Genomic DNA, 568 nt, shown 5'->3' on the forward strand with positions numbered 1-568 from the left:
TATATATCAAAAGTGATTTTAAGAAAAAAATAGACTTCACAACTAGAGAGCTTGTTTGGAAAATGTGGTTTAAGGAACAGAAAGGCAAGAAAATAAGTTTCTCCAATGTTGGTGACGATGCTATGTTACAGGATGATTTTTACTTTGGTGTTCGGTTACACAAATGGTCTTCAGTTGACGAAAGATGGGATAAGGCTCCTTTTATAATTCCTAGTAATCCTTGGTTGTCTTTGGAATATGAGAGTGTAACACTTGAATTTGAAAAAACTTTCATTACAGAGTGGAGAGAACGTGGAGATTATCTACGTATCGCAACATCTCATATAGATGTTTTAACAGTAGATAAACGTGCTTTATACATTATGGCGGTCGAGGTTGCGAGTGCAATAGATGGTAATATCAGCGAGGATGACAAAGAGACATGGTTAGATGTAGAGACTTTTAAGGAGCTACATAAGGATGTTCTTTCGCTGACTTATGATGAAGCGGTTGAAATTAGTTTGGAAGAATTAAAAACAATGATACCAGTAAGAGACCCTCTATGGGAAGAGGAAGAACGCCTTCGTGA

Annotated in this window: 1 protein-coding gene; it reads left to right on the plus strand. The window is 36.6% G+C overall.

Annotated features, from left to right (window positions below):
- Nucleotides 1–568: hypothetical protein (locus tag HMPREF2701_RS06815; protein WP_070482550.1), on the plus strand; the 568-nt coding region annotated here is incomplete at both ends.

Source organism: Streptococcus sp. HMSC077D04 (assembly GCF_001808785.1).
In the GTDB taxonomy this organism is placed as follows: Bacteria; Bacillota; Bacilli; order Lactobacillales; family Streptococcaceae; genus Streptococcus; species Streptococcus mitis_BX.